This window comes from Streptomyces sp. R302 (genome assembly GCF_012927245.1).
In the GTDB taxonomy this organism is placed as follows: domain Bacteria; phylum Actinomycetota; class Actinomycetes; order Streptomycetales; family Streptomycetaceae; genus Streptomyces.
The window spans coordinates 1029128-1051121 of record NZ_JABBGE010000001.1 but is presented as its reverse complement, the minus strand read 5'-3'; the positions used below and the strand labels follow the sequence as shown (position 1 = coordinate 1051121).

The following is a 21994-nucleotide window of genomic DNA, read 5'->3' as shown; positions in this document are numbered from 1 at the left end:
CAACCTCCTTCGCCCCGCCGACAGACGGGTGACAGAAGCCGCCCATCGGCGAGTCGTCCGCACGCCGTGGCACAGATCCAGGCGAAGGGGTACCGCCGTTGCGGTGCCCGCACCGAGGGAAGGGGCGCGCGGATGGTGACCACGGCATGCGACACCCGGGAACGGGCGAGGGGGGCGCTGCTCGGCCTCGCCGTCGGCGACGCGCTCGGCGCCCCCGCCGAGAACATGAAACCCTCCGAGATCCGCCGCCGCTGGGGCCGGATCGAGGGCTTCCTGACGGACCGTCCGGCCGGCACCGACGACACCGAGTACGCGATCTTCTCGGCGCTGCTGCTCGCCCGGCACGGCTCGGCGCTCACCGTCGCCCACGTCGAACGGGCCTGGCACCGCTGGATCGCCGACCTCGACGAGGGCCCCTTCCGCGGCGCCGGCTTCTCGGAGCGCGGCACCCTGGAGAACCTCCGGCGCGGCCTGGCGGCCCCCATCTCCGCCCAGCACCGCCACGCGTGGTCGGACGGCCTGGCCATGCGGGCCGCCCCCTTCGGCGTCTTCGCCGCCGGCCGCCCGGCCGAAGCCGCCCGCCTGGTCGCCATCGACGGCAGCGTCAGCCACGAGGGCGAAGGAATCTACGGCGGCCAAGCGGTCGCGGCGGGCGTCGCGGCGGCGATGTCCGGCGCGACGGTGACCTCCGTGATCGCCGCGGCCCTCTCGGTGATCCCCATGGACTCCTGGACGGCCCGCTCGCTGCGCCGCGCGGTGGTCGCGGCCCAGCGGGTCCAGCCGGACCCGCTCACCCGCGAACGCCAGGTCCGCTCCGCGGTGGTCATCGGCGGCTACCCCTGGACCGACCTCGCCCCGGAGGCCGTCGGCCTCGCCTTCGGCGCCTTCGCGGCGGCCCGCGGCGACTTCCGCACGGCGGTCCTGACGGCCGTGAACATGGGCCGCGACGCCGACACCACCGCCGCGGTGGCCGGCGCCCTGGCCGGCGCGGCGGGCGGCCTGACGGCGATCCCCCACGAATGGGCGACGGCCATCACCCCGGTCACCGGCAGCTGCCTCCCCACGATGCGCGGCCACCACGTCCTGGAAGTAGCCGACCTCCTCACCCCGGAGCCCACCCCATGAGCGCCCCCACCACGCCCCCCACACCCGCCACCCCCACGCCCCCCGAGGCCAGCCCTACCGGCCCCGCCGGATCCGGCACTCCCGGCGCTCCCGGGGCCAGCCCTTCCGGGCCCGGCGGCCCCGCCGACCCCGGCGTCCCCGCCGCTCACGCTGCCGCGCCTTCCACCTCCACCGCACCCGCCGCACCCGCCGGACCCGCCGGATCCGGCACTCCCGGCACGCCCGGCGCTCCCGGGGCCAGCCCTTCCGGGCCTGCCGGCCCCGCCGCCCCTGCCGCCCCAGCTGTGGGCAGGCGTTCCGCAGGGCGATGGGGGTCCCCCCTGCTCGAACGAAGCCGAGAGCTTGGGGGAGGGTGGGCACAGCCCCCGATGCCGGGCACCGACTCGCAGGGCCACGCCCCGCAGGACCTCCCGGTGCGGGGCCTCCTGCATGCGACCGACACCCCTCCGGCCCCCGGCCCGATGCCGGGCACCGTCCCGGCGACCGACGCCCCGCCGGACCCGCCCCCGGTGCCGGGCGCCGACTCACAGGGCCACGCCCCGCAGGGCCTCCCGGTGCCGGGCGCCGATTCGCAGCGCCCCTCCGTGCCGGACCGCGCCGGTGCGCCCCGTACCGCCCCGCGCGCCACCGGCACCTGGGCCGCGGGGCGCGCGCGGGAGACTGCGGGGTCGGCCGCCCCGGCCAAGGCGAGCCGGGAGCGGGTCGAGGGGCTGCTCCTGGGCCTCGCCGCGGGGGACGCCGCCGGCTGGCCCGCCGCCCGGCACCGCGCCGCCCGCATGCCCGAATGGACCCGCCGCCTCACCCGCGAGCTCGACACCTTCGCGGAGCAGAACGCGACGACCACCCTCCCCGTCCCCATCGCCCTGAACCAGCCCCCCGAACCCCTCCGCCTCGGCCCCTCCGACGACGCCGAGTGGGCGGCCTTCACCGCGGAGGCGGTCCTGGCCGCCACCGGCCCCCTCTTCGCCGCCCTCCCCCCGGAGCGCCGGCTCCGCGCCGCCGTCGACCTCGCCTGGAACCACCTCGCCGGCCAGGTCGCCGCCGCCGCCGACCGCGCGCCGGAGATCGAGTCCGCCGTCCTCCCCCTCCGCGCCCGCATCTCCGTCCGCGCCGGCCTCGGCAATCTCGCCACCGGTCTGCGCCCGCCCGCCACCGGCCACGACAACCCGCACTACTTCGACGACGCCGCCTGCGTCCGCGCCGCCGTCCTCGCGACCGTCCACCCGGGCGACCCGCGCGCCGCCGCCGGACTCGCCGAGTTCGACGCCCGGTACACCCAGGACGGCGACGGCGTCCACGGCGCCCGCGCCACCGCCGCCGCGGTCGCCGCGGCCCTCGGCGGCGCGGACCCGGACACCGCCGTCGAGGCCGCCCTCGCCGAACTCCCGCCGGTCAACGAGATCGGCCGCAACGCCCGCCACGCCGTGAAACTGGCCCGCACCGCCGACACCGCCTTCGAACTGGTCCCCCTCCTGGAGCACCAGATCGTCGACCACGTCTACAGCTACGGCATCGCCGCCGCCGAGACCGTCCCGGTCGCCCTCGCGCTGACCGTCGCCGCGCGCGGCGCGATGACCGCCGCCGTCCCGGCCGCCGCCTGCCTGTCCCGGGTCGCCGACTCCGCCCCCGCCCTGGCCGGCGCGCTCACCGGCGCGCTCGGCGGCGGCCGTTCGGTCCCGGCGAGCTGGCGGGACGCCTGCCGGACGCTCTCCGGCTGCGCGCTCCCCCGCCTCGCCGGTACGGACCTGGTGGAACTCGCCGGGCTCCTGGGAGCCACGGAACCGGCGCCCCCAGGTGGACAATTCCGACATGACACCCACACTGGATGACCGGATCACCGGAAGTCTCCTCGGTGCCGCCGTCGGCGACGCCCTCGGCGGCCCCGTGGAGGGGTACACCCCCGAGCAGATCGCCGAACGCCACGGCGGCCGCGTCACCGGCATCGTCGGCCCCTGGAACGGCGACGCCTGGCGCACCGCCCGCCCCATCGCCCCGTACCACAAGGGCGACGGGCACGTCACCGACGACACCCTGATGACCCACGCCCTCGTCCGGGTGTACGAGAGGGTCCGCGACCACCTCGACGCGTACGCCGTCGCGGACCACCTCGTGCCCGAACTCATGGGCACGCCCGTGTGGATCCCCGAGCTGGAGGCGGAGGCGCTCCCCCTCCAGCGGATCTTCCTCGCCGAGAAGTGGCTGGTCGCCCGCCTCCACTACGGGCACAACGACCCCCGCGAGGCCGGCACCGGAAACATCGTCAACTGCGGCGCCGCGATGTACATGGCCCCGGTCGGCCTGGTCAACGCCGCCGACCCGCACGGCGCGTACGCCGAGGCGATCGACGTCGCGGGCGCCCACCAGTCCTCGTACGGCCGCGAGGCGGCAGGCGTCCTCGCGGCGGCGGTCGCGGCGGCCTGCGTCCCCGGCGCCACCCCGCGCACGGTCGTCGACACCGCCCTGGCCCTCGCCAAGGACGGCACCCGCGCCGCGATCGAGGCGGTCGCCGAAGCCGCCGACCGCCACCGGGACTTCGAGTCCGCGCTCGTACCGCTCCGCAGGGCGGTGGCCCCGTACGACTCCGTCGGCCCCGACTACCGCAACCCCGGTCTCGACGCCCGCCGCCCCTCCCGCCTCCACGCCATCGAGGAGCTGCCGATCGCGCTCGGCATGCTCCTGGTCGGCGAGGGCGACTACCGCCGTACGGTCCTCGGCGCGGTCAACTACGGACGCGACTGCGACTCCATCGCCACCATGGCGGGCGCGATCGCCGGCGCCCTCCACGGCGAGGCCGCCGTCCCCGCGGAGTGGGCGAAGCGGGTGGCGGAGGCCAGCCGCCTCGACCTCCACGCCCCGGCCCGTTCCCTCGCCGCGGTCGCCGCCGAGGTCTTCGCCCGCGACACCGCCCGCCGCCGCGCCCACGAGTCCGCCCGCGCCGCCCTGACGGATCCGGCCCGATGACCGACACCACCCCCGCCCACCCGGACCGCCCCCCGGCCCGCCCTGCCACCCGCACACCGGCGCACACCCCCGGGCCGCCCCGCACGGCCGCCCCGGCACGACCGGCCGCGTCCCCCGGCCCGGGCCACCCCCCAGGCCCCGGAGCCACGCCCGTCCCTCCCGCGCTCACCACGACCGGCACGGACCCGGCGACCACCCCGGGCGCCAGGACCGCGCCGCCCCGCCCGCCGGCCACGAAGCCCGCCCACCGGGCCCGTTCCGCCGCGCCACCCACCGCGTACCCCGGACTCGCACCCGACCGGGCCGCGCCCCGCGACGCCCCCGGCACCACCGGGCCCGCCCCGTACGCCCGCACGGCACCCGCCACCGGAGCCCGGCACGCCTCCGACGGACGGCCGGCACCCGCTCCCGCGCTCCGGCTCACCTGGGTGCAGCCCGAGGACCTCGTCGGACACGAGCTGCGGCAGGCCGCCGAGGACGGGCGGGACGCGCGGGAGCTCGCGGCGCGCTGGTACGCCGCCGGCGGGCACCCCGCGCCGCCCGCCGCCGGCGCCTCCCCCGGGCCCCGGCCGGAACTGCGGCCGCTCGCCGAGGAGCTGCTCGACGCCCTCGACGCCCTCCCCTCCCCCCTCGCCGCCGACGAGCCCACCGCCCTCGACGCGATCGTCGCCGCCTGCCCCGACCGCCCCGCCCCGCTCCCCGGCGCCGCCGAGGACCCCGCCCTCCGCGACCGGCTGCACGCCGCCTGGCTCGGCAGGGCCGTCGGGTGTGTGCTCGGGAAGCCCGTCGAGAAGCTGCCGCTGGACGCCATCCGGGCGCTCGCCCGGGCCGCCGGGAACTGGCCGCTCGACGACTGGTTCACCGCGCGCGGAGTCCCCCGGGAACTGCTCGCGGCCCACCCCTGGAACCGCCGTTCCGCCGCCACCTCGCTCGCCGAGAACATCGACGGCATGCCCGAGGACGACGACCTCGACTACCCCCTCCTCGCCCTGCTCCTCCTCCGCCGCCACGGCCGTGACTTCACCACCGCCGACGTCGCCCGCCTGTGGCTGGACGAGCTCCCCGCCGGCCGGACCTTCACCGCCGAGCGGATCGCCTACCGCAACCTCCTCGACGGGATCGAACCGCCGCTGACCGCCGTCCGCCGCAACCCCTTCCGGGAGTGGATCGGCGCCCAGATCCGGGCCGACGTCCACGGCTGGACCCGCCCCGGCGACCCGGCCGGGGCCGCCGCCCAGGCCCACCGGGACGCCGTCCTCAGCCACACCGCCGCCGGCGTCCACGGCGCGATGTTCGTCGCCGCGGCCCTGGCCGCCGCCGCGGACGGCACCGGCGACGTCCACCGCGCGCTGGCCGCCGGGCTCTCCGTCGTCCCGCCCCGCTCCCGGCTCGCCGAGGCCGTCCGGTACGGCATCGCCACCGCCCGCGCCGACCCCGCGTTCGACACCGTCGTCGACCGGCTGCACGCCCGCTACGGCGGGTACCACTGGGTCCATGCCGTGCCGAACACCGCGCTGCTCGCCGCCGCGCTCACCCACGCCGACGGCGACTTCACCCGCTCCGTCTGCGCGGCGGTCTCCGGCGGCTGGGACACCGACTCCAACGGCGCCACCGCCGGCTCCGTCGCCGGTCTCCTCGCCGGACACCCGGACCGGCTCCCCGACCGCTGGACCTCCCCCCTGAAGAACCGGCTCTCGACCTCGGTGGCGTCCTTCGACGGCATCGGGTTCGACGCCCTCGCCGACCTGACCCACCTGGAGGCAGTACGCCCATGACCAGCATCGTGGTACTCGGGAGCACCAACATGGACCTCGTCGCCTACGTGCCGAAGGCCCCGGCCCGCGGCGAGACCGTCACCGGCCGGGCCTTCCGCACGATCCCCGGCGGCAAGGGCGCCAACCAGGCGGTCGCCGCCGCCCGCGCCGGCGGCGAGGTCGCCATGATCGGCGCGGTCGGCTCCGACGACTTCGGATACCGGCTCCGCGACACCCTGGAGCACTGCTCCGTCGACACCGACCTGCTCCGCACCGTCGAGGGCCCCTCGGGCACCGCGCACATCGTCGTGGACGACGAGGGCGGCAACGCCATCGTCGTGGTCCCCGGCGCCAACGGCACCGTCACCTCCCTCAGCCACGGCGACGAGGCCCTGATCGCCACCGCCGACCTGCTCCTCCTCCAGCTCGAACTCCCCCTCTCCGCGGTCGTCGACGGCGCCGCGCACGCCCGCCGGAACGGCGTGAAGACCGTCCTCACCCCGGCCCCCGTCCAGCCGCTGCCGCCCGAACTCTTCGACGTCACCGACCTGCTGGTGCCCAACGAGCACGAGGCCACGGCGCTCACCGGCCGCGCCGACCCGCACGCCGCCGCGCTCGCCCTCCTCGAAGTCGTCCCCGAGGTCGTCGTCACCCTCGGCGCGGCCGGCTGTCTCTACGCGGCGCGCGGCGCGGAACTGCTCGCCGTGCCCGCCCCCCAGGTGCGGGCCGTGGACACCACCGCGGCCGGCGACACCTTCGTCGGCGCCCTCGCGGTCGCCCTCGGCGAGGGCCGTCCCGTGCCCGAGGCGCTGACCTGGGCCGGCACGGCCGCCGCGCTGTCCGTCCGGCGCGAGGGCGCGTCGACCTCGATGCCGTACCGCACCGAGATCGACACGGCCCTCGGCACCCCCGCGTCCCTGGAGGCCGACCCCACATGACCACCGCCCCCTCCCCCGCCGCGCCCCTGGACGGGCTCCGCGTCCTCGATCTGGCGACGCTCTTCGCCGGGCCGCTGGCCGCCATGATGCTCGGCGACTTCGGCGCCGACGTCGTCAAGGTCGAGCACCCCCGCAAGCCCGACCCGTCCCGGGGCCACGGCCCCGCCAAGGACGGGGTGGGCCTGTGGTGGAAGGTCCTGGGCCGCAACAAGCGGACCGTGACCCTCGACCTGTCCACCCCCGGCGGCCGGGACGCCCTGCTGCGCCTCGCCGCCGACGCCGACGTGATCGTGGAGAACTTCCGCCCCGGCACCCTGGAACGCTGGGGCCTGGGCTGGGAGGAGCTGTCCACGGCCAACCCGCGCCTCGTCCTGGCCCGGGTCACCGGCTTCGGCCAGTTCGGGCCGTACGCCCACCGCCCCGGCTTCGGGACCCTCGCCGAGGCGATGAGCGGCTTCGCCGCGATCACCGGCGAGCCCGACGGCCCGCCGACCCTGCCCCCCTTCGGCCTCGCCGACTCGGTCGCCGCCCTCGCCACCGCGTACGCGGTGATGACCGCGCTCACCGCGAGGACCACGACCGGCCACGGCCAGGTCGTCGACATGGCCATCATCGAACCGATGCTCTCCGTCGTCGGCCCCCACCCCCTCTGGTACGACCAGCTCGGCTACGTCCAGCCGCGCACCGGCAACCGCTCCCGCAACAACGCCCCCCGCAACACCTACCGGACCTCCGACGGCTCCTGGGTGGCCGTCTCCACCTCCGCGCAGTCCATCGCCGAGCGCGTGCTGCGCCTGGTGGACCGCGCCGAGCTGATCGACGAGCCGTGGTTCGCCGACGGCACGGGCCGGGCCGCGCACGCCGACGTCCTCGACGAGGCCGTCGGCTCCTGGATCGCCCGCCACACCCGCGACGAGGCCATGGCCGCCTTCGAGAAGGCGGAGGCCGCGATCGCCCCGGTCTACGACGTCCGGGACGTCCTGGCCGACCCCCAGTACCAGGCGCTCGGCACGGTCACCGAGGTCCCCGACCCGGAACTCGGCCCGATCCGCATGCAGAACGTGCTCTTCCGGCTCTCCGAGACGCCCGGCGGGATCCGCTGGGCCGGCCGCCCGCACGGCGCCGACACCGACGAGGTCCTGACCGCGGCCGGCTTCGCCCCCGCCGAGATCAGCGCCCTGCGCGCCCAGGGGGCGGTATGAGCGCCCCGGGCGCCGTGAACGGCCTGCGGCACCGCGGCAGACTCCCCCTCACCTGGCTGTACGCCCCCGGCGACCGCCCGGAGGTGGTCGGCAAGGCGCTCGGCTCGGGCGCCGACGTGGTCATCGTGGACCTGGAGGACGCGGTCGCCCCCGACCGCAAGGCGTACGCCCTCGACGCCACCGTCGATCTGCTCTCCGACGCCCACCCGGTCCCGGTGCACGTCCGCATCCACACCCCGCGCGACATCCCCGTCCTGGCCTCCCTCCCCGGCCTCGGCGGTCTCCGTGTACCCAAGGTGACACACCCCTCCGACATCCACCGGATCAGCGAGCTCGCGCCCGGCCTCCCGCTCTACCCGCTCCTGGAGAACGCCCTGGCCGTGGAGCAGGCGTACGCCATCGCCACCGCCCACCCGGCGGTGCGCGGCCTCTCCCTCGGCGAGGCCGACCTCCGCGCCGACCTGGGGGTGCGCGAGGACGGCGGGCTCGACTGGCCGCGCAGCCGGATCGTGGTCGCCGCCCGGGCGGCACGGCTGCCGCCGCCCGTGCAGTCGGTCCACGCGGACATCGGCGACCTCGACGCGCTGGCCGCCGGCTGCGTCCGGGGCCGGGCGCTCGGCTTCCTCGGCCGGGCCGCCATCCACCCCCGGCAGCTCCCGGTGATCGAGCGGGCCTATCTGCCGACCGCGCAGGAGGTCGACGCGGCCCGCGCGGTGGTGGCGGCGGCCGAGACCGACCGGGGCGCGCTGGCCCTGGCGGACGGCCGGTTCGTGGACGCGGCGGTGGTGGCGGGCGCCCACCGGGTCCTGGCCCTCGCGGACCGCCTCGGCTGACCCGTACCGGGACATGCGCGAGGGCCGCCGGGACCTCTTCGGTCCCGGCGGCCCTCGTGGGCGTACGGAAGGGGGTACGGCCGGAGTACGGCCGGGGCGTCAGCCCTTGGCAGCCGACCCGGCGCCGTTCCCGGCCCCGTTCTCGACGTCGTCGGAGTCCGCCGGGGCGTCGTCCGTCTTCTCCGCCCGCTCGGTCTTCTCCATGTCCACGGCCTTCTCCGTGTCCCCGGGCGTCTCCGGGTCCACCGGCTTGCGGGAGCGCGGCTCGACGAGCTCCTCGCGGCCCGGACGGATCCGCGCCGAGACGACCATGTAGACGACGGCGAGGAGGAAGACGATGATCGCGGTCCACACGTTGAGCCGCAGGCCCAGGATGTGGTGGGCCTCGTCGACCCGCATGTACTCGATCCAGCCGCGGCCGGCGCAGTAGGCGGCGACGTACAGGGCGAAGGCGCGGCCGTGGCCGAGCTTGAAGCGGCGGTCGGCCCAGATGACGAGGACGGCGACGCCGACGCACCAGAGGGACTCGTAGAGGAAGGTCGGGTGGTAGAGCCCGGCCTCGCGGTTGGCGCTCTCGGTGATCTTCAGCGCCCACGGCAGGTCGGTGGGCCTGCCGTACAGCTCCTGGTTGAACCAGTTGCCCCAGCGGCCGATGGCCTGGGCGAGGACGATGCCGGGCGCGATGGCGTCCGCGTACGCCGGGAGCGGGATGCCCCGGCGGCGGCAGCCGATCCAGGCGCCGACGGCGCCGAAGGCGATGGCGCCCCAGATGCCGAGGCCGCCCTCCCAGATCTTGAAGGCGTCGACCCAGTTCTCACCCTCGCTGAAGTACAGCTGGTAGTCGGTGATCACGTGGTAGAGGCGTCCGCCGACGAGGCCGAACGGCACCGCCCAGACGGCGATGTCGGCGACGGTGCCGGCGGTGCCGCCCCGGGCGATCCAGCGCTTGTTGCCGAGCCAGACGGCGACGAAGACACCGAGGATGATGCAGAAGGCATAGCCGCGCAGCGGGATCGGTCCGAGGTGGAGGACACCGGTCGACGGGCTGGGAATGTAGGCAAGGTCCATGGCAGGTCCGACGCTACCCTGCCGGGCGGGCGGACCGGCAGCCCACCCGGCAACGTCTGGGTAACTAACCCCTCGGCGCTACCCCGCCGAGGGGGAGGCGGTGCCCGGCTTCTTGCCCTCGTTGGCCTCGGCGACCCACTTCTTCAGGTTCTCCGGCGAGATCTGCTCGCCGCCCTTGTCCGGGAAGATCGATTCTCCGTTGAGCAGGACGGACGGGGTGCCGCGGAAGCCGCCGTTCCGGAAGGCCTCGTGGGACTTCTCGACCCAGCTGTCGTGCGTGCCGTCCTCGACGCAGGAGCGGAACGACGGCGTGTCGAGGCCGGGGACCTTGGCGGCCAGCTCGATCAGCTTGGCGTTGTTCCCGAAGGCGTCGTCGGTCTCCTGCGGCTGGTTGGTGTAGAGCGTGTCGTGGTACGCGGTGAACTTGCCGGCGTCCTGGGCACAGGCCGCCGCGTTCGCCGCGCGCAGCGAGCCGCTGCCGCCCATGTTGCCGTCGATGAGGGTGGCGAGGTGGTACTCGGCCTTGAGCGCCCCGGCGGCCTCCAGTTCGTGGATGGAGTCCCGCATCACGTTCTCGAACTGGGCGCAGGCCGGGCAGCGGAAGTCCTCCCAGATCTGGAGGGTGGACGGGGCGTCCGTCTTCCCGGTGGGGATGGCCGGCTTGTCGCCCTCGATCGAGCCGGTGGGGGCGACGACGGGCCCGGCCTTGTCGGACCCGGAGTCCTTGTCGCCGCTCGCGGCGATCACGCCGACGACGGCGGCGAGGCCGAGGACGCCGACCACTCCCGCCGTCACGATCAGGACCCGCCGCTGCTTCTCGCGGGCCTTCTCGCGCTCGCGCTGCTGCTGGAGGCGCTCCCGCGCGCTCTTGTTACTACCGTCACGGTTCTTCTCGCTCACGCCCACAGCAACGAACCGGGGAGGCGCGTCCGCGCCTCCCCGGTCCCATATCCACCCGAATGGACTACATCGGGTGATCAGTCACGGCGTACGCCGTCCGCCAGTTCGGCCGCCAGTTCCTTTACGGCGGCGAGTCCGGCGGCCTCGTCGCCGTCGGCGTCGAGGATCCGCTGGACGAAGGCCGAGCCGACGATGACGCCGTCGGCGAAGGCGGCGACCTCGCGGGCCTGGGCGGCGTTGGAGACGCCGAGGCCGACGCAGACCGGGATCTTCGAGGTGACCCGGGTGCGGCGGACCAGGTCGGCGGCCTGCTCGCCGACCGAGGCGCGGGTGCCGGTGACGCCCATGAGGGAGGCGGCGTAGACGAAGCCGGAGCCCACCGCGGTGATGGTGGCGAGCCGCTCGTCCTTGCTGCTGGGGGCGACGACGAAGACGGTGGCGAGACCGTGCGCGTCGGCGTGCTCCCGCCACAGGGCGGACTCCTGGACCGGCAGGTCGGGCAGGATGCAGCCGGCGCCGCCGGCCTCGGCGAGCTCCCGGACGAAGCGCTCGACGCCGTACCGGTCGATCGGGTTCCAGTACGTCATGACGAGGACGGGCTTGCCGGTGGCCTGGTGGGCCTCCTTCACCGTCCGCATGACGTCGGCGATCTTCACGCCGCCGCGCAGGGCGATGTCGTCGGCGGTCTGGATGACGGGCCCGTCGAGGACCGGGTCGCTGTGCGGCAGACCGACCTCGACGATGTCCGCGCCGCCCTCGAAGGCCGCCTTGATCGCCTTGATGCCGCCGTCCACGGTCGGGAAGCCGGCCGGGAGGTAGGCGATGAGCGCGGCCCGGTCCTCGGACTTCGCGCGCTCCAGGGTGTCGGCGAGCAGCTGAACGTTTCCGGTGGTCACTTCGAACCCTCCCCGTCGTACAGGCCGAAGTAGCGGGCGGCCGTGTCCATGTCCTTGTCGCCGCGGCCGGAGAGGTTCACGACGAGGAGCGCGTCCTTGCCGAGCTCCTCGCCGACCTCCAGGGCGCCGGCGAGCGCGTGCGCCGACTCGATGGCCGGGATGATGCCCTCGGTACGGGAGAGCAGCCGCAGCGCCTGCATGGCGGCGTCGTCGGTGACGGCCCGGTACTCGCCGCGGCCGGTGTCCTTGAGGTACGAGTGCTCCGGGCCGATGCCGGGGTAGTCGAGGCCCGCCGAGATCGAGTACGGCTCGGTGATCTGGCCCTCGTCGTCCTGGAGGACGTACGAGCGGGAGCCGTGCAGGATGCCGGGCTCGCCGGCGGTGAGGGTGGCCGCGTGCTCGCCGGTCTCGACGCCGTGGCCGGCCGGCTCGCAGCCGATGAGCCGGACGCCGGTGTCGGGCAGGAAGGCGTGGAAGAGGCCGATGGCGTTGGAGCCGCCGCCGACGCAGGCGATCGCCGCGTCGGGGAGGCGGCCGGCCCGCTCCAGGAGCTGGCGGCGGGCCTCGACGCCGATGACCCGGTGGAAGTCGCGGACCATCGCCGGGAAGGGGTGCGGGCCCGCGACGGTGCCGAAGAGGTAGTGCGTCCGGTCGACGTTGGCGACCCAGTCGCGGAACGCCTCGTTGATGGCGTCCTTGAGGGTACGGCTGCCGGACTTCACGGCGATGACCTCGGCGCCGAGCATCCGCATCCGGGCCACGTTGAGGGCCTGGCGCTGGGTGTCGACCTCGCCCATGTAGATGGTGCATTCGAGGCCGAAGAGGGCGCAGGCGGTGGCGGTGGCGACGCCGTGCTGGCCGGCGCCGGTCTCGGCGATGACCCGGGTCTTGCCCATGCGCTTGGTGAGCAGGGCCTGGCCGAGCACGTTGTTGATCTTGTGCGAGCCGGTGTGGTTGAGGTCCTCGCGCTTGAGGAAGATCCGGGCGCCGCCGGCGTGCTCGGCGAAGCGGGGCACCTCGGTGAGGGCGCTGGGGCGGCCGGTGTAGTTGGCCATGAGGTCGCCGAGCTCGCGGGCGAACTCGGGGTCGTTCTTGGCCTTCTCGTACTCGACGGCGACCTCGTCGACGGCGGCGACGAGGGCCTCGGGGATGAACTTGCCGCCGAAGGCGCCGAAGTAGCCCTCGGGCGACGGGACCTGACCCTCCGGGTCCGGGATGAAGAACTCGCTGGTCATGCTGATGCTGCTCCTCGCGGGGCGATGCGGCCGATAGGACGTGACTCGCTTCGTACACGCGCGGTGTGGTGCCGCCGCCGTGCCTGTGGGCAGGCGTCCCGCGGGGCGGGACGGGTGGGCACAGGGACGGCGCCCCTGCCGGGCCCAAGGCTTTCCGCGCCTGAGCCCGCACCCGATGTACGGCTCCGTACGGGTGCGGGTTCAGGCGACAGGTGCGGAGGCACCCGCGAAGGTGCCGTTCCGTTGTGCCCACCCGTTCCGCCCTAGCGGAACGTATGCCCACAACGCAACGACGGGCGCGCGCGTGAGGTGCGGGCGCGCCATCGCATGCCCGGGACCGTGCCCGGTTCGGAGCCGATGCAGTGGCGGACCCGGCGGCCGTGGACCCGGCGGGCGGGCGCCCGGCAGCCGCGGGGCCGGCAGCCCCGGGCGAGCCGGGCGTGGGCCGGTACGGCGACCGCGCGCAGGCCGACGGGTCCGCGGGCGGTGGAGCCCGGGGCGGTCGGCACGGCGCGGCAGCGGGTCACGGCGGGGTCAGCTCCGCCCGTGCCGCAGGGCGGGGTGCGCGCCGGCGGCGACCAGGTCGGCGACGGCGGTCTTCGGGTCGCGGCCGGTGACCAGCGACTCGCCGACCAGCACCGCGTCGGCGCCGGCGTTGGCGTAGGCGATGAGGTCGTGCGGACCGCGGACGCCGGACTCGGCGATCTTGACGATGTGGTCCGGGATCTCCGGGGCGACGCGCTCGAAGGTGGAGCGGTCGACCTGGAGGGTCTTGAGGTTGCGGGCGTTGACGCCGATGATCCGGGCGCCGGCGTCGACCGCGCGCTCGACCTCCTCCTCGTCGTGGACCTCGACGAGCGGGGTGAGCCCGATGGACTCGGCGCGCTCGATGAGGGAGACGAGGGCCTCCTGCTCCAGGGCGGCGACGATGAGGAGCGCGAGATCCGCTCCGTACGCCCGGGCCTCCCAGAGCTGGTAGGCGGTGACGATGAAGTCCTTGCGCAGGACCGGGATGTCCACCCGGGCGCGCACGGCCTCCAGGTCGGCGAGCGAGCCGCCGAAGCGGCGCTGCTCGGTGAGGACGGAGATGACGGCGGCGCCGCCCGCCTCGTAGTCGGCGGCGAGCCCCGCCGGGTCGGCGATGGCCGCGAGTGCTCCCTTGGACGGGCTGGAGCGCTTGACCTCGCAGATCACCTTGACGCCGTCGCCGCGCAGCGCGGCGACCCCGTCCTTGGCCTGCGGGGCCTTGGCGGCCCGCTCCTTGAGCTCGTCGAGGGAGACCCGCGCCTGCCGCTCTGCGAGGTCGGCGCGCACGCCTTCGATGATCTCGTCGAGCACACTCACGCGAGAGGCCCCCTTCCGGGACGGTGACGGTTCCACGGGAACCTGAATGAACACGGTTCAGCCATGTCGATGGTATCCGCAGCGGGGCCTCCGATCCGCATCGAGCGGCGCGGCGTCCCACGAGCTGGGACTTCAGGGGGCCAGCGCGGAGCCGAACGGAAGGTTCCGGACCACCGTGAAGAGGGCGGTCAGCGCCCCGATGGCCCACCACCAGGCGGGCTTCACGGTGATCCGGGTCGGCCTGCCGCGAACGGCGTGAACCAGCCAGACGGCCATGAGAACCGCGCAGACGGCGTAGCCCGCGACGGCGACGGCGTTGGCACCGAGCGCGGTCGGGAGGTCGCCGTGGGCGACGGCGTGGGCGCTGCGCAGGCCGCCGCAGCCGGGGCAGTACAGGCCGGTGAAGCGGAGCAGCGGGCAGACCGGGTAGTGGCCGGGTTCGTTGGGGTCGACGAGGCCGACGTAGGTGAAGGCGGCGCCGACGCCGGCGAGGGTGGCGAGCGGGGCGAGCAGCCGCCGTCCGAGCGGCCTGCGCCGGAACTCCTCGGCCTCGTGGGGCCAGGGGGCGGTCTGGGGGGTGGGCTCGACGGTCACGCCGTGATTGTCGCCCGGGCGGCCCGGGGACGCACGACGGCGCGGCCCGGCCGTGCCGGACTGCGCCGTTCGCGTGGTTCCGGACCCGCGCGTGTCACGCGTCAAGCCCGGGGACCGGGCCGGGGGTCAGGCGCGGGCCTTGATCGCGGCGGTCGCGGAGTCGCGGGCCGAGACGACGGCCTCGGACTCCTTGGGCATGCCGAGGCCGGCGATCTTCATCGCGCCGCCGACGACGCCGCCGAGGAGGATGACGCCGATGCCGGCCCAGAAGCCGGGGATGTTCGCCGCCACCATGAAGACTCCGGCGATGCAGAAGCCGATGAAGGAGATGATGACACCGGTCCAGGCGGCCGGGGTGTGTCCGTGGGCGCTGCCCGCCATGAGTTGCTCCTCGTAGATGTTGCTCGGTGGTGACGTCGGAGGTGACGTGACGTCCGGGGTGACGGCTGTCGGTGATGACGGCGTCATTCTTCCGCACATGACCCCGCGGAGGTGACTCGGGGGGTCCCGGACGATCACGCGTCGTGCGTCGGGTCCTCGCCGCGGTCGAGCGCCTTCCACAGGTCCTCGGGGCGGTCGGGGTCGTCGGCCGCGGCGCGGCGGGACGGCCGGGGGGCGCCGGAGCGCTCGTAGCGGCCGCCCATCGCGGGCCAGCTCTTGCCGTAGCGGAGGGCGAAGAGGCCGGCGACGAGGATGAGGAGGGCGCCGGCGGCGGCCACGTACGGCCAGGCCGTATGGGTGAGGCCGGCGACGGCGGCGGCGGTGTCGCCGCTGATCCGGGCGGCCTCGGCGTCGAGGGCGGCACTGTCGGAGGCGCCGAGGAAGGCGGCGAGGGCGGCCCCGGCGCCGCTCAGGGCGAGGAGCCCGGCGACGAGGGTGCGGCCGGCGCGGCGGACGGCGAAGAGGGCTACGAGGGCGGCGAGCCCGACGATCGCGAGGGCGGTCGGGACGCCGGTGACGGTGCCGCCGTCGGCCTCGACGGGGACGGTGCCCCCGGCGACCGACGCGGTGCCCTCGGCCCAGATCTGGCCGGCGGAGAGCAGCACGACGGTGGCCCCGAGGGCACCGAGGAGCAGGGCGAGGGCGAGGCTCCGCCGGCCGCCGGAGGTGACGGCCGCGCGGGCGGCTCGGGGCTGGGGTACGGATGCGGCACTCACGTACCCCACTATCCCCTACGGCCGCGATGAACCTTTCATCCGGTTGGCGGTGTGGACGGCGCGGAGCACGGCGGCGGCCTTGTTGCGGCACTCGGCGTCCTCGGCGGCCGGGTCGGAGTCGGCGACGACACCGGCTCCGGCCTGGACGTACGCCGTTCCGTCGCGGAGCAGCGCGGTGCGGATGGCGATGGCGGTGTCGGAGTCGCCGGCGAAGTCGAGATAGCCGACGCATCCGCCGTACAGACCGCGCCGGGAGGGCTCCAGCTCCTCGATGATCTGCATCGCGCGGGGCTTGGGCGCGCCGGAGAGGGTGCCGGCGGGGAAGCAGGCGGTGAGGACGTCGAAGGCGGTCCTCCCCTCGGCGACGCGGCCGGTGACGGTGGAGACGATGTGCATGACGTGGGAGTACCGCTCGATCGACATGAAGTCGACGACCTCGACGGTGCCGGGGGCGCAGACCCGGCCGAGGTCGTTGCGGCCGAGGTCGACGAGCATGAGGTGCTCGGCGCGCTCCTTGGGGTCGGCGAGCAGCTCCTCGGCGAGGTCGTGGTCCTCCTGCGGGGTGGCGCCGCGGTGCCGGGTGCCGGCGATGGGGTGCAGCATCGCCTGCCCGTCCTCGACCTTGACGAGGGCCTCGGGGCTGGAGCCGACGACGTCGAAGCCGTTCTCGAAGCGGAAGAGGTACATGTACGGGGACGGGTTGGTGGCCCGCAGGACCCGGTAGACGTCGAGCGCGGAGGCGGTGCAGGGGGTCTCGAAGCGCTGCGAGGGGACGACCTGGAAGGCCTCGCCGGCCCGGATGCGCTCCTTGATGTCGTCGACGGCGTCCTGGTAGGCCTGGCCGCCCCAGAGCGCGGAGTACTCGGGGAGCTCGGAGGCCGGCAGGGCGGCGGGGGTGGTGGCGACGGGGCGGGCCAGGTCGGCCTCCATCGCGTCGAGGCGGGCGACGGCGTGGGCGTACGCCTCGTCGACGCCGGTCTCCAGGTCGTTGTGGTTGATCGCGTTGGCGATCAGGAGGACCGAGCCGTCCCAGTGGTCGAGGACGGCGAGGTCGCTGGTGAGCAGCATGGTGAGCTCGGGGAGCTCCAGGTCGTCGCGGGTGGAGTCGCCGATGCGCTCCAGGCGGCGGACGATGTCGTAGCCGAGGTAGCCGACCATGCCGCCGGTGAACGGCGGGAGGTCGCCGGCCAGGTCGCGGGGGGTGTGGAGGGTCTCGACGGTGGCGCGCAGGGCGGCGAGCGGGTCGCCGTCGACGGGGACGCCGACGGGCGGGGTGCCGAGCCAGTGGGCCTCGCCGTCCTTCACCGTCAGGGTGGCGTCGCTGCGGACGCCGATGAAGGAGTAGCGGGACCAGCTGCGGCCGTTCTCCGCGGATTCGAGGAGGAAGGTGCCGGGGCGTTCGGCGGCGAGCTTGCGGTAGAGCCCGACCGGGGTGTCGCCGTCCGCGAGGAGCCTGCGGCTGACGGGGATGACGCGGCGGTCGGCCGCCAGCTTGCGGAAGGTCTCGAGATCCATGGCGCCAGACCCTACTGCGTGACGGGGAGCACGTCGGCGTCGAAGCAGGTGCGGGCGCCGGTGTGGCAGGCGGCGCCGACCTGGTCGACCCGGACGAGGAGCGTGTCGGCGTCGCAGTCGAGCGCGACCGACTTGACGTGCTGGACGTGCCCGGAGGTGTCGCCCTTGACCCAGTACTCGTTCCTGCTGCGCGACCAGTAGGTGCAGCGGCCGGTGGTGAGGGTGCGGTGCAGGGCCTCGTCGTCCATCCAGCCGAGCATGAGCACCTCGCCGGTGTCGTACTGCTGGGCGATGGCGGGCACCAGGCCGTCGGCGCTGCGCTTGAGGCGGGCGGCGATGGCCGGGTCGAGGTCGCTGGGGGTCCGGGGCGTGCTGCTCATGCCGCCATTGTGCCGTGGCGCGGGGGCGTGTCCGGCCGGGCGTCCACTGGGCGGACGGCGTGGCGGGATCGTACGCTGGCGGGCATGTCGACCCATGCCAAACGTGAACGGCTTCTGCTCGCTGATCTGTTGGAGGCGGCCGGTCCCGACGCCCCGACGCTGTGCGAGGGCTGGCGGACCCGGGACCTCGCGGCGCACGTGGTGGTGCGGGAGCGGCGCCCCGACGCGGCGGCGGGGACGGTGGTGCCGGTGCTGAAGGAGCGCCTGGAGCGGGTGCAGGAGGAGTTCGCCGGAAAGCCGTACGAGGAGCTGATCGGGCTCATCCGTACGGGTCCGCCGCGGTTCTCCCCGTTCACGATCAAGCAGGTGGACGAGGGGGCGAACGTCGTCGAGTTCTACGTCCACGCGGAGGACGTCCGACGGGCCCAGCCCGGCTGGTCGGCCCGCGAGCTGGACCCGGTCTTCTCGGACGCCCTCTGGTCCCGCCTGGAGAAGGGCGCCCGTCTGCTGGGCCGCAAGGCCCCGGTGGGCCTGGTCCTGCGCCGCCCGAACGGCCAGACGGTCGTCGCGCACAAGGGGACCCCGGTGGTGACGGTCTCCGGGGAGCCCGGCGAGCTGACGATGTACCTGTACGGGCGTACGGACGTCGCGAAGGTGGGCCTGGAGGGCGAGCCGGACGCGATCGAGCTGCTGAACACGACGAAGCAGCTGGGGATCTAGGTCTTCGGCAGTTCGGCGCGGCGGACGGCGCGGGCCGCGAGGGCGTACACGCCGGAGAGGGCGCAGACCGCGGCGCTGACGGCGAAGGCCGGGCCGGGGCCCCAGGCGCCGATGGCGGCTCCGGTGACCGGGAAGCTGAGCGGGGCGATGCCGAGGCTGCCGAGACTCGCGACGGCGCTCACCCGGCCGAGGTACGCGGGGTCGCACTCGGTCTGGATCAGGGCGTTGCACAGGGCTCCGGAGAGTCCGGCGAGCCGGGGCAGGTGGGCGAGCGCGCCGATCGACACGGCGCCGACCACCATGGTCCAGCCCATGACGAGGCCGGTCCGGGGGACGTGGCCCCTGACGGTCAGCAGCAGGGAGGCGGCGCCCGCGCCGACGCCGAAGCCGGCGAGGACCCAGCCGATGCCGGAGGCGCCCCAGCCGCGCTGCTCGGAGAGGACGGCGAGGCCGACGTTGAGGGGGCCGGTGAAGCCGAGGTCGCCGAGGAGGACGACGATCATCAGCGGGCCGAGCACCGGGTGGCCGCGGAGGTAGCGCAGGCTGGGCCGCCACCAGCGTTCGCGGCCGTCGGCAGACTGTGCCTCGGCCTCCTCGATGAGTCCGCCTTCGGCGAGCTGGGAGGCGGTCGCGGTGCGGGCGACGAAAAGGGCCCCCGCAGGGGCCCTTCCCGTAGACGGAACGACGCCTCAGCGGACCTCGTGCCCCGCCTCCCGCAGTGCTTCCTTGACCTCGCCGATCCGCAGGTCGCCGAAGTGGAAGACGGAGGCGGCGAGCACCGCGTCCGCGCCGGCTGCGACGGCCGGGGCGAAGTCGCCGAGTTTGCCGGCGCCGCCGGAGGCGATCACCGGCACGGTCACGTGCTTGCGCACGGCCGTGATCATCTCGGTGTCGTAGCCGTCCTTGGTGCCGTCCGCGTCCATCGAGTTGAGCAGGATCTCCCCCGCGCCGAGCTCGGCGGCGCGGTGGGCCCACTCGACGGCGTCGATGCCGGTGCCCTTGCGGCCGCCGTGCGTCGTCACCTCGAAGGAGCCGGAGGACGTGCGCCGGGCGTCGACCGAGAGGACGAGGACCTGGCGGCCGAAGCGCTCGGCGATCTCCTGGATCAGCTCGGGGCGGGCGATGGCGGCGGTGTTGACGCCGACCTTGTCCGCGCCGGCCCGCAGCAGCTTGTCGACGTCCTCCGCCGAGCGGACGCCGCCGCCGACGGTGAGCGGGATGAAGACCTGCTCGGCGGTGCGGCGCACCACGTCGTAGGTGGTCTCGCGGTTGCCGGAGGAGGCGGTGATGTCGAGGAAGGTCAGCTCGTCGGCGCCCTCGGCGTCGTACAGCTTGGCCATCTCGACGGGGTCGCCGGCGTCCCGCAGGTTCTGGAAGTTGACGCCCTTGACGACCCGGCCGTTGTCCACGTCCAGGCAGGGGATCACGCGTACGGCGAGGCTCATGCCGCATCACTCCTGTACGCCTCGACCTCGACCTCGACCACCAGGCGGGGGTCGACGAAGCCGGAGACGATGATCATCGAGGCGGCCGGGCGGACCGCGTCGAACAGCTCCTTGTGGGCACGGCCGACCTCGTCCACGTCCCGGACGTGGGTGATGTACATCCGCGTCCGGACGACGTCCTCCGGGCCGAGGCCCAGCTGCTTCAGGGCCGCGAAGGCCACGTTGAAGGAGTTGACCGCCTGGTCGTACGGGCCGCCGTCGGCGATCTTTCCGTCGACCACGGACGTGCAGCCGGAGACCAGGACCAGGCCGTTCGGCAGCTGCACCGCGCGGGAGTAGCCGAACTCCTCCTCCCAGGGCGCGCCGGTGACGACCTTGCGCACGGAGTCGCTCATACGGCGGCCACCGCCTGAAGCGCCTCTTCCAGGGTGAACGCCTTGGCGTAGAGCGCCTTGCCGACGATCGCGCCCTCGACGCCCAGGTCCGTGAGGCCGGCGAGGGCCCGCAGGTCGTCCAGGGAGGAGACGCCGCCGGAGGCGACGACGGGCTTGTCGGTGGCGGCGCAGACGTTCTGCAGGAGCTCGACGTTGGGGCCGGTGAGGGTGCCGTCGCGGCCGATGTCGGTGACGACGTACCGGGCGCAGCCCTCGGAGTCGAGGCGGGCGAGGGTCTCGTAGAGGTCGCCGCCCTCGCTGGTCCAGCCGCGGCCCTTCAGGGTGGTGCCGCGCACGTCGAGGCCGACGGCGATCTTCTCGCCGTGCTCGGCGATGACCTTGGCGACCCACTCGGGGGTCTCCAGGGCGGCGGTGCCGAGGTTGACGCGGGTGCAGCCGGTGGCGAGGGCGGCGGCGAGCGAGGCGTCGTCGCGGATGCCGCCGGAGAGCTCGACCTTGATGTCCATGGCCTCGGTGATCTGCCGGACGAGGTCGCGGTTGTCGCCGGTGCCGAAGGCGGCGTCCAGGTCGACGAGGTGGAGCCACTCGGCGCCGGAGCGCTGCCAGGAGAGGGCGGCCTCCAGCGGGGAGCCGTAGGAGGTCTCGCTGCCGGACTCGCCGTGGACGAGCCGGACGGCCTGGCCGTCACGGACGTCGACGGCGGGGAGGAGTTCGAGAGTGCTCACAGGGTTCCGATCCAGTTGGTGAGGAGCTGGGCTCCGGCGTCGCCGGACTTCTCGGGGTGGAACTGGGTGGCCGAGAGGGCGCCGTTCTCCACGGCGGCGACGAAGGGCTCGCCGTGGGTGGCCCAGGTGACCTTCGGGGCGCGGATGTTGGGGTTGCCGATCTCCAGGCTCCATTCGCGCACCGCGTAGGAGTGCACGAAGTAGAAGCGGGCGTCGGCGTCGAGGCCGGCGAAGAGCTCGGTGTCCCCGGGCGCGTCGACCGTGTTCCAGCCCATGTGGGGGACGACGGGGGCGTTGAGCGGCTCGACGATGCCGGGCCACTCGTCGAGGCCCTCGGTCTCGACGCCGTGCTCGATGCCGCGCTCGAAGAGGATCTGCATGCCGACGCAGATGCCCATGACGGGGCGGCCGCCGGCGAGGCGGCGGCCGACGATCCAGTCGCCGCGGGCCTCCTTGAGCCCCTTCATGCAGGCGGAGAAGGCGCCGACGCCGGGGACGAGGAGCCCGTCGGCGTTCATCGCCGTGTCGTAGTCGCGGGTGATCTCGACGTCGGCGCCGACGCGGGCGAGCGCGCGCTCGGCGGAGCGCACGTTGCCGAAGCCGTAGTCGAAGACGACGACCTTCTTCGGAGTCGCAGTGCTCATGACCACACGTCCAGTCGCAGCACACCGGCGGTGAGGCACATGGCGGCGCCGATGGAGAGCAGCACGATGAGGCCCTTGGGCATCTGCTGCTTGACGAAGGAGTAGATGCCGCCGAGGAGGAAGAGCCCGACGACGATCAGGATGGTGGAGAGGCCGGTCACGG

General features: G+C 74.7%; 24 protein-coding genes and 1 pseudogene. 8 read left to right on the top strand and 17 right to left on the bottom strand.

The features are described from left to right. The first annotated feature begins 132 nt into the window (after positions 1 to 132). The 7 genes from HHL19_RS04850 (at position 133) to HHL19_RS04820 (ending at position 8813) form a co-directional block, all read left to right on the top strand. Positions 133 to 1125, top strand: coding sequence for an ADP-ribosylglycohydrolase family protein (locus tag HHL19_RS04850; RefSeq protein WP_169085799.1), 993 nt, complete (start codon positions 133 to 135; stop codon positions 1123 to 1125). Between the two features lie 461 nt (positions 1126 to 1586). Then, entirely contained in the window at positions 1587 to 2954 is a 1368-nt protein-coding gene (locus HHL19_RS04845) for an ADP-ribosylglycohydrolase family protein (RefSeq protein ID WP_169086323.1), read from the top strand. Then, positions 2935 to 4086 carry an ADP-ribosylglycohydrolase family protein gene (locus tag HHL19_RS04840; RefSeq protein ID WP_169085797.1) on the top strand — a complete coding sequence of 384 codons (1152 nt, stop codon included), beginning with the start codon at positions 2935 to 2937 and terminating at the stop codon, positions 4084 to 4086. Before HHL19_RS04845 ends, HHL19_RS04840 begins: the two co-directional genes overlap by 20 nt. A gap of 428 nt (positions 4087 to 4514) precedes the next feature. After that, a complete protein-coding gene (locus HHL19_RS04835; RefSeq protein ID WP_169086321.1) occupies positions 4515 to 5861 on the top strand; it encodes an ADP-ribosylglycohydrolase family protein in 1347 nt (448 codons plus the stop codon). Beyond that, positions 5858 to 6778, top strand: a complete 921-nt coding sequence (gene rbsK, locus HHL19_RS04830; RefSeq protein WP_169085795.1) for a ribokinase — start codon at positions 5858 to 5860, stop codon at positions 6776 to 6778. The genes HHL19_RS04835 and rbsK overlap by 4 nt, the downstream gene beginning before the upstream one ends. Next, the gene (locus tag HHL19_RS04825; protein WP_169085793.1) at positions 6775 to 7980 is read left to right on the top strand and encodes a CoA transferase; all 1206 of its coding nucleotides are present in this window, start codon (positions 6775 to 6777) and stop codon (positions 7978 to 7980) included. Before rbsK ends, HHL19_RS04825 begins: the two co-directional genes overlap by 4 nt. Next, positions 7977 to 8813 carry a CoA ester lyase gene (locus HHL19_RS04820; RefSeq protein WP_169085791.1) on the top strand — a complete coding sequence of 279 codons (837 nt, stop codon included), beginning with the start codon at positions 7977 to 7979 and terminating at the stop codon, positions 8811 to 8813. Before HHL19_RS04825 ends, HHL19_RS04820 begins: the two co-directional genes overlap by 4 nt. Before the next feature lie 99 nt (positions 8814 to 8912). Here the strand turns inward: HHL19_RS04820 and lgt are convergent, their stop codons facing one another. The 11 genes from lgt to hisI form a co-directional block, all read right to left on the bottom strand. After that, the gene (gene lgt / locus HHL19_RS04815) at positions 8913 to 9881 is read right to left on the bottom strand and encodes a prolipoprotein diacylglyceryl transferase (RefSeq protein ID WP_169085789.1); all 969 of its coding nucleotides are present in this window, start codon (positions 9879 to 9881) and stop codon (positions 8913 to 8915) included. 78 nt (positions 9882 to 9959) lie between these two features. Then, the gene (locus HHL19_RS04810) at positions 9960 to 10781 is read right to left on the bottom strand and encodes a thioredoxin domain-containing protein (RefSeq protein WP_169085787.1); all 822 of its coding nucleotides are present in this window, start codon (positions 10779 to 10781) and stop codon (positions 9960 to 9962) included. 77 nt (positions 10782 to 10858) lie between these two features. Next, positions 10859 to 11677 (bottom strand): tryptophan synthase subunit alpha, encoded by an 819-nt coding sequence (gene trpA, locus HHL19_RS04805; protein ID WP_169085785.1) that lies wholly within the window; start codon positions 11675 to 11677, stop codon positions 10859 to 10861. After that, entirely contained in the window at positions 11674 to 12912 is a 1239-nt protein-coding gene (gene trpB, locus HHL19_RS04800; RefSeq protein WP_169085782.1) for a tryptophan synthase subunit beta, read from the bottom strand. The genes trpA and trpB overlap by 4 nt, the downstream gene beginning before the upstream one ends. 263 nt (positions 12913 to 13175) lie before the next feature. Then, entirely contained in the window at positions 13176 to 13379 is a 204-nt protein-coding gene (locus tag HHL19_RS37030; RefSeq protein WP_240981450.1) for a hypothetical protein, read from the bottom strand. A 67-nt stretch (positions 13380 to 13446) separates the two neighbouring features. Continuing rightward, positions 13447 to 14256, bottom strand: a complete 810-nt coding sequence (gene trpC / locus HHL19_RS04790) for an indole-3-glycerol phosphate synthase TrpC (protein ID WP_169085780.1) — start codon at positions 14254 to 14256, stop codon at positions 13447 to 13449. A gap of 132 nt (positions 14257 to 14388) precedes the next feature. Beyond that, on the bottom strand, positions 14389 to 14769 hold the full coding sequence (locus tag HHL19_RS04785) for a DUF2752 domain-containing protein (protein WP_240981449.1): 381 nt from the start codon (positions 14767 to 14769) through the stop codon (positions 14389 to 14391). 207 nt (positions 14770 to 14976) lie between these two features. Next, positions 14977 to 15231 carry an HGxxPAAW family protein gene (locus HHL19_RS04780; RefSeq protein ID WP_169085777.1) on the bottom strand — a complete coding sequence of 85 codons (255 nt, stop codon included), beginning with the start codon at positions 15229 to 15231 and terminating at the stop codon, positions 14977 to 14979. Between the two features lie 134 nt (positions 15232 to 15365). After that, complete coding sequence (locus HHL19_RS04775; protein WP_169085775.1) at positions 15366 to 16016, bottom strand: TIGR02234 family membrane protein; 651 nt, start codon at positions 16014 to 16016, stop codon at positions 15366 to 15368. A gap of 6 nt (positions 16017 to 16022) precedes the next feature. After that, entirely contained in the window at positions 16023 to 17522 is a 1500-nt protein-coding gene (locus HHL19_RS04770) for an anthranilate synthase component I (RefSeq protein WP_169085774.1), read from the bottom strand. Positions 17523 to 17533: 11 nt separating this feature from the next. After that, entirely contained in the window at positions 17534 to 17902 is a 369-nt protein-coding gene (gene hisI / locus HHL19_RS04765; RefSeq protein WP_169085772.1) for a phosphoribosyl-AMP cyclohydrolase, read from the bottom strand. 84 nt (positions 17903 to 17986) lie between these two features. Between hisI and HHL19_RS04760 the strand changes: the two genes are divergently transcribed. Next, on the top strand, positions 17987 to 18622 hold the full coding sequence (locus HHL19_RS04760; RefSeq protein WP_169085770.1) for a TIGR03085 family metal-binding protein: 636 nt from the start codon (positions 17987 to 17989) through the stop codon (positions 18620 to 18622). Here the strand turns inward: HHL19_RS04760 and HHL19_RS04755 are convergent. From HHL19_RS04755 to HHL19_RS04730, 6 genes and pseudogenes are all read right to left on the bottom strand, one after another. After that, positions 18619 to 19164, bottom strand: a pseudogene (locus HHL19_RS04755) (MFS transporter); the annotation flags it as partial. The gene HHL19_RS04760 and the pseudogene HHL19_RS04755 sit on opposite strands and share 4 nt — an antisense overlap. A 147-nt stretch (positions 19165 to 19311) precedes the next feature. Further along, a complete protein-coding gene (gene hisF / locus HHL19_RS04750) occupies positions 19312 to 20067 on the bottom strand; it encodes an imidazole glycerol phosphate synthase subunit HisF (protein WP_169085768.1) in 756 nt (251 codons plus the stop codon). Beyond that, positions 20064 to 20462, bottom strand: coding sequence for a RidA family protein (locus tag HHL19_RS04745; RefSeq protein WP_169085765.1), 399 nt, complete (start codon positions 20460 to 20462; stop codon positions 20064 to 20066). Before HHL19_RS04745 ends, hisF begins: the two co-directional genes overlap by 4 nt. Beyond that, complete coding sequence (gene priA / locus HHL19_RS04740; RefSeq protein WP_169085763.1) at positions 20459 to 21187, bottom strand: bifunctional 1-(5-phosphoribosyl)-5-((5-phosphoribosylamino)methylideneamino)imidazole-4-carboxamide isomerase/phosphoribosylanthranilate isomerase PriA; 729 nt, start codon at positions 21185 to 21187, stop codon at positions 20459 to 20461. The genes HHL19_RS04745 and priA overlap by 4 nt, the downstream gene beginning before the upstream one ends. Further along, positions 21184 to 21831 carry an imidazole glycerol phosphate synthase subunit HisH gene (hisH, locus tag HHL19_RS04735; RefSeq protein ID WP_169085761.1) on the bottom strand — a complete coding sequence of 216 codons (648 nt, stop codon included), beginning with the start codon at positions 21829 to 21831 and terminating at the stop codon, positions 21184 to 21186. The genes priA and hisH overlap by 4 nt, the downstream gene beginning before the upstream one ends. Continuing rightward, a complete protein-coding gene (locus HHL19_RS04730; protein WP_030748301.1) occupies positions 21828 to 21992 on the bottom strand; it encodes a hypothetical protein in 165 nt (54 codons plus the stop codon). The genes hisH and HHL19_RS04730 overlap by 4 nt, the downstream gene beginning before the upstream one ends. Between the last annotated feature and the right edge of the window lie 2 nt (positions 21993 to 21994).